At 65.7% G+C, this 5,852-nt stretch carries 7 protein-coding genes; all 7 read left to right on the forward strand.

Annotated elements, in window-relative coordinates; translation table 11 throughout:
• On the forward strand, nucleotides 1-227 hold a 227-nt coding region (locus tag ABFE16_10815; protein MEN6345785.1), incomplete at its 5' end, for a hypothetical protein.
• A gap of 62 nt (nucleotides 228-289) precedes the next feature.
• Nucleotides 290-1,018, forward strand: coding sequence for a hypothetical protein (locus ABFE16_10820; protein ID MEN6345786.1), 729 nt, complete (start codon nucleotides 290-292; stop codon nucleotides 1,016-1,018).
• A complete protein-coding gene (locus ABFE16_10825) occupies nucleotides 1,015-1,587 on the forward strand; it encodes a hypothetical protein (protein ID MEN6345787.1) in 573 nt (190 codons plus the stop codon). Before ABFE16_10820 ends, ABFE16_10825 begins: the two co-directional genes overlap by 4 nt.
• A gap of 149 nt (nucleotides 1,588-1,736) precedes the next feature.
• A complete protein-coding gene (locus ABFE16_10830) occupies nucleotides 1,737-2,957 on the forward strand; it encodes a HEAT repeat domain-containing protein (protein ID MEN6345788.1) in 1,221 nt (406 codons plus the stop codon).
• Between the two features lie 211 nt (nucleotides 2,958-3,168).
• Nucleotides 3,169-3,942, forward strand: coding sequence for a hypothetical protein (locus ABFE16_10835; GenBank protein MEN6345789.1), 774 nt, complete (start codon nucleotides 3,169-3,171; stop codon nucleotides 3,940-3,942).
• A 927-nt stretch (nucleotides 3,943-4,869) separates the two neighbouring features.
• Nucleotides 4,870-5,295: a hypothetical protein gene (locus ABFE16_10840; protein ID MEN6345790.1), complete on the forward strand. Its 426-nt coding sequence runs from the start codon at nucleotides 4,870-4,872 to the stop codon at nucleotides 5,293-5,295.
• A 115-nt stretch (nucleotides 5,296-5,410) separates the two neighbouring features.
• Nucleotides 5,411-5,852: hypothetical protein (locus ABFE16_10845; GenBank protein MEN6345791.1), on the forward strand; the 442-nt coding region annotated here is incomplete at its 3' end.

The following is a 5,852-nucleotide window of genomic DNA, read 5'->3' on the forward strand; positions in this document are numbered from 1 at the left end:
TGGAGGTGCCTGCGGACAGGATCTCGGACCTGACCTACAGCGGGGAGACGCGCGAGGTTCGGATCGCCTTGTTCGCCTCGCCGCCGATCGTCCTCACCGCTGAGGAGCTGTGGGTGGAACTCAGGGACGTGTCCGCCCCGACCTTCGAGGGACCGAACAAGACCATCGACGTTGGGCTGCGAAGGCGAGGCCTTGGTCGGCCCCGGCGTTGCTGCAAACCCGGGTAGCGTCCTGCGCCGCGTCTGTAGAGGGTAGGGACGCAGCATGCGCCCGTCGGAGGCGTTAGCAGGTGGGATCGTCCTCTTCACTGGGTTCTGCTGTTGTGCCTGGACCGGCACTGGTGGCGGTGTGCGCTATCTTCGCCGGCTGGTATCTCGTGGCCCTTGGCATCCCGCGCCTGCAGGGACTGATGGCAGCCCGAGTGCCCGGGTTGCTGCTCGGGGCTCTCGACTCTCCGGCCACACTCATAGGCATGGCGATGCTCGTCGGCTATGTGAGCACGTTGCCGCAGGTTCGGCCTCTGGCAGTCCAGGAGGCCTTCGAGCTCCTGACCGTGGCGTTCGCTCTCTCGCTTCTGGGGTTGGTGAGGCGGCGACTGTACGTGTACCTAACGGCCTGCGCCCTTCTGTCCGCTCTGGTCACATGGACGACGGTTGAGGGTGCCCTTTGGGTTGCTGTGGTGCTTCTGCTGCTGACACAGGGCTACGAGGAGGAGCTTGCGCGACTTGTGACGCCGCACCTTGAGACGCGCCTGGAGACCCTGTGGAGCCTGATGTACGCGGAGGCCCTGGCCCTGACCTGCCTGGGCCTGTGGCTCACGCGAGACCCGATTGCGCAGAGCGTTGCTGAGTGCACCGCGCTGGTGTTGCTGTTCGTGCTGGTGCTCGCACGGATGCCCGGAATCTCGGCGCACCTGGGGACGCCTGCCTTCGCCCCACCGGGCTTGAGCGCGGTGCAGAGGAAGGTCGCCCGGTGGACGGTTGGTGGCAGAGAGCAACGAGAGGAAGCGGATGCATGACGAAGGCGGACGACGACACAGGTGCTGAGGTCTACAGGCGGGGGTGGTCTCGGCTCGAGATCGTCGCTGTTCTCGGCGTGGCAGCTCTCCTCCTCGTCAAGGTTGCCCTGGTGCTGGCGACGGTTGTTGATCTCTTCCTAACAGGGCGTAGCATCGGAGAGGGACTGCCGCTCGGCGTCTGGGTCAGTGGCCTAGTGAATGTGGTGGTGGGCATCGCCGTCTGCGTCAGTGGCGTGAAGCTAGTCGCGGCGAACCACTACGAGACGGTCAGTCTCCAGCAAGACGCGATCTCTGTATCCAGTTGGCGAGGCAGCACGAGCACAGTCGCCTGGGACGACGTAACCGGCTTGTATGCCTTCGCGAAGCACCGCGTGTTCGTGCGGGGTGTACTGACGCTGGGCGTCGCGGGCACCTCGGGGGTACTGCATGCAGGCACGCGAAAGGTGCGCCTCCCGGACCTCAGGCAGTGGGACCAGATGCACGAGAGCATCGTGCGCCGGGCCGAGCTAGTGAAGGTGCGGGAGGACCTCTGGGGTGCGACGTATGGGCGAAGGCTCGACGGCACCTGAGAGGCGAAGCCGAAGGCAGACAGCAGAGGAAGGGTGAGCCCCTGCGAGGAGTGGGGCAGTGGCTCCCCGGGTTCAAGAGTCCCCGGGTCAGAGCAGTCGTCGCCCGTCGGACAGCTGTGGGTGGAGCTCTGAGAGGCGGTGACCCTACCATGTGCTTGGATCAGGGCGATGAGCGTCTCGCCGGAGACGACCCACTGGCCGCCCTTGTGCAGCAGCTTGGGTCCTCCGAGGGCGCTGAGCGCGTCCGCGGCCTGATCCTCCTGGCACGGCAGGTTCCACTAGAGGACGTGGAGTGGATACTGTCGAGCTGCGAGGATCTCGTGCCGGTTCTGAGGCTGGCCAAAGCGGTCCGCACCTCTCTGAGCGCGCCGGAGCACGACGCTGTTGCTGCAGGCATGGGCGATCTCCTGGATGTCTCGGTGAGGGGCGCGGGCAGAGCCTACGATGACCCTGGACCTGCCGCGGACGAACTGAAGGCCGCCCTACTTGGGGCCGAGCCAGCTCGCAGAGCACTGTGTCTCGTTACGACCTTCTGTGTAGACCACTCCTTGGCCTACAGGCTGGCGCCCTGTGTTCTGGACGCAGTGACAGCCGACGAGCTATTGCGACTACTGTCTCGTCAGACGGGCTACCCGTGCTTCTTGGCGGCCAAGCTACTCATCGTGTTTGGACAACCGCCAATGCTGCATCGCGTGGTCCGTTGGCTTGCCCGACAGGACGACGAGACTGTCGAGGCACTCCTACCCACCCTCAGAGCCCTCTGTCGTCGACGACGCGAGTGCTTGCTCGACCTCGTCGCTGCGGTTGAAGGCGAAGCTGTGCGTATCACGGCCCTGCGGGCGCTCTGCACGGCGAAGGACGAGGATGGGTTAAGGGATGCAATCACGGCGTTGCTGACCGACGACAGTGATGAGGTGCGCCTCGCCGCGGCGGAAGCCCTTGCGGGGATAGGCGACGACTCTGGTCTGCGAGTGCTCGAGGAGCTCGCCCAGAGCGATGCCCTGCGCCTGTCAGCGAAGGTCTTCGCCTGCCTATCCGAGCTCGCCCTGACGGCGGACAACGCAGTAGCCCTCCTAGACAGGCTGTGGCGCGCCAGTACATGGTCGGGCAAGCGCGGGAAGCAGATCGGCACGCAAGCGCTTGAGGCGCTATTCGATGCGTCCACGAATCCGTGTGCGGCACAATCGCTCGTGAGCGCCCTTGACGAGGGCCCAGAGGCGGCCCGTCGTGTGGTGGTGTGTTGCGCACTTCGCCTCGGTTCCGCCGCGTTCATGCGAAGATGGCAGGAGCTTGGGCATGCGCCACCCCAGGCGAACAGCCCCGCCGCGGTTGAGTTTGCGAGGATGTTCCTCGAATGGCTGGGGCGATAGCGAGGACGGCACCTGTGTGGCGATCAGCGCCAAGGGCGACAGATGCTCACACTGCCTGGCCTTGCGTCGCGGCCTCGCCAGGAGCGATCGGGCGCAGTGACGACCAGACCCTATCGTGCATCGGCAATGTGCGACTGCAGCAGCACCTGAGTACTGCGGGAAGCTGGCATGGGGAGGAAGGTTGGCGGGTGTGGCGAAAGGGCAGCAAAGGATGACCACGGACACCAGCACGTACGAGCCTGGCCAAGACAACCTCCGGCCACCGCAGTCGAAGCGGCGACGGCTGGCTCGCCGCCTCCTGGTTGTGGTCTTGAGCCTGCTGGGCAGCTGTCTGCTCCTGTTCAAGAGCGAGGCGGGTCCCAGGGTTGCCGTGCTGCTGGCCACGAACGGCTGCGAGGGTTGGGCGCTGATGCTCTGCCGCGGGATTGAGGGCACCAACCTGGGGATGCCCCTGGGGTTCAAAGCCCACCGACTAGAGGCGGTCCTACTGCGGACGGCGGCCCTACTCGACAGGAGCCGCGCCCCCGAGGCCTTGGAGGCAATAGAGCGCTACCGGGCCAACGCAGAAGGCGCGAACTGTCCTTCCGAAGTGCTCAGGGCGGTGTCCCACCGAGCTTCGCTGTACGCCGACGAGGAACGCTGGGAGGAAGCCGCCGCACTGCTGTTGACCGAGCTGCGTAGACATCCTGAGCAGCCGCGGCCGGAGTCCTATCTATCAGAGGTGATCGGCTGGCTGAGCGAGGCCGGTGAAAACGCGAAGGCCCTCGCAGTCTTCGAGGAGTACGCTCGTGGCCACAAACAGTCGGAGGACGCGATGCTTGCCGTCGACGCCGTCTGGCAGGCCTTCGAGGATTCGCACCGAGAGCCGGAAGGTCGGGAGTACCTTCTCCGCGTGCAGGCGGAGCACAAGGGGCAGCCGCTGGACAAGGCCATCGCTGACACGCTGTCGGAGAGCAAGTCCCCGCTTCCGCCAATAGGCAAGTGACGGCCAGATGTGGGCTGTTGCCCCTGGCGGACCTGACGGGTAGACAGACTGACGAGGCCACGCTCAAGGGGCCTCTGCGTCTGCTGAGAGTTGGAGGGATCACCGTTGAACCTCTGGGTGCCGTGGCTGGTGATTGCGACGCTGTTCCCGCGAAGCGTACACGGCTGGGTGCCGCCTGCCCTCCGGTGGGTGGCAGCCGTCGGGTGCATGTGGCTGGCACTCACCTGCGAGTACCCGGGGCTGTACCTTGCGCGTCACTCGACACCGCCAGTTAGCGTGGAACAGAAGGTGTTCACTGGCCCCTATGAGATGGGAAGGGTAGGCGTCGAGTTGCTGTGCGCCGGTGCTCTGGGTGCGCTAACCGCCCTGAGACGGAACCGCAGCCTGGACAGGAAGCTCGTGTGGTGCGGGTTGCTCCTTCCGGGATCCGTTGCACTGCTCTGCTGGGGCGTTACGCGGGCACTTGCGCCCTTCTCGTGGCGCACTGATTTGCTGGCAGTGATGTGGTGGGCTATCGCGACCCCACTCTTCATCGCGAGTTGGTATAGCCCAGGTGAACGTGTCGAGGGGCAGAGGCCACAGTGCCACACAAGGTGGCGGGTCTACCGACCGAAGAGACCCTTCGCCGCGCCGCTTGCACGTCATCAGCGCACGCCTCGACATCGTGCGAGACCCTTCGTCTCCCATCGTATGTCTCCGGGGGCGGTCGTCGGACGCCGCCACCACAGCAGCCCCAGGGCACGTCGATTCCGGTCGCAGGGGCTGGACCCCCGGTTAGGTGACTGAGGCAGAGCGGGACTCGGCGGCTGCCGAACTAGGTAACCAGCTACTATGACTACGATGACGCTGGGGCGAGCGGAGCAACTGGACAGGGCCAGCGGAGTGGGCAGCCGTGACCCAGGACCGACGCAGTACGAGGGATGGCCTATGGAACGCAGGCGACTGACCCTTGGCCTCGTCGTCGGTCTCGGCCTGGCGCACTACTACGGCGCGCTGGTGGTGCAGGTTGGGCTCATGCTCCTCTTTGCAGCGACGGAGTCCCACCTCCCGCTGACCATCAGCCGAGCGGTTCTGTGCTTGTTCTGTGCCTCAAATGACTTGTGCGGCCTGGCAGTCGGGGCGGTGGCACAATGTTCGACGCATCGTGGGGCCCTGGTAGGGGCCGCCGTCGGTGCTGTCTCGGGTGCGCTGTACCTCTTCGATGGAGCCACACGCCCTGCCGTCGGGATGGCAGCTGGGCTGTACGGTGGAGGGAGTACGCTTGTGAGCTGCACCCTCGGGGCGTATCTGGCGCAACTCGTCCAGCGGCGCCGCCAGCGTATCGTGCGCGGTATGGGAGAGGATCGGCTGTGAGTGCCTGGGAGACGCTCGATGGCGACATGTCCACTACGATGCCCTGGGACGGGCGGAGCAGTTGGACAAGGCCAGCGGAGTGGGCGCCTACTACCACTACGACTAGGTCGGGCAGTTGCTGGCTGAAGTGCGCTACCCCGGCGGCGAAGTGATCTACCACAACTACGACGCGCGGGGCGCTCAGACCCAGGCGCTCAAGACCGGTATCCCCGACCAGGCCTGGGAGTGTGACGCCGCCGGTCGCGCGATACACTCCAGGCAGGGCGACGCCAACCTGTACTACCACTACGACGAGGCGGGGCTGCGCACGGCCCTGGCCCTGGAGCTGGACGAGGTTACCTACTGGACGCACTACGAGCAGGAGGAACGGGGCTTGCTCAGCGCCCTGTGCGATCCCTGGGAGCAGGCGACCTACTACGCCTACGACCCCCGGGGGCTGCAGCTCACGCGACGGCTGCCGAACCAGGTAACCAGCTATTACAACTACGACGACGCCGGGCAGGTGCAGAGCCTGCTGCACGCCGGCACGGGCGGCCTTCTGCAGAGCCTGTACTACA

The sequence above is a fragment of the Armatimonadia bacterium genome (genome assembly GCA_039679385.1).
Taxonomy (GTDB): domain Bacteria; phylum Armatimonadota; class Zipacnadia; order Zipacnadales; family JABUFB01; genus JAJFTQ01.

Excerpts from the sequence above, each read along its gene's own strand:
- ABFE16_10825 (MEN6345787.1), top strand. The coding sequence starts at position 1,015 with ATGACGAAGGCGGACGACGACACAGGTGCTGAGGTCTACAGGCGGGGG.
- ABFE16_10830 (MEN6345788.1), top strand. The coding sequence starts at position 1,737 with ATGTGCTTGGATCAGGGCGATGAGCGTCTCGCCGGAGACGACCCACTG.
- ABFE16_10835 (MEN6345789.1), top strand. The coding sequence starts at position 3,169 with ATGACCACGGACACCAGCACGTACGAGCCTGGCCAAGACAACCTCCGG.
- ABFE16_10840 (MEN6345790.1), top strand. The coding sequence starts at position 4,870 with ATGGAACGCAGGCGACTGACCCTTGGCCTCGTCGTCGGTCTCGGCCTG.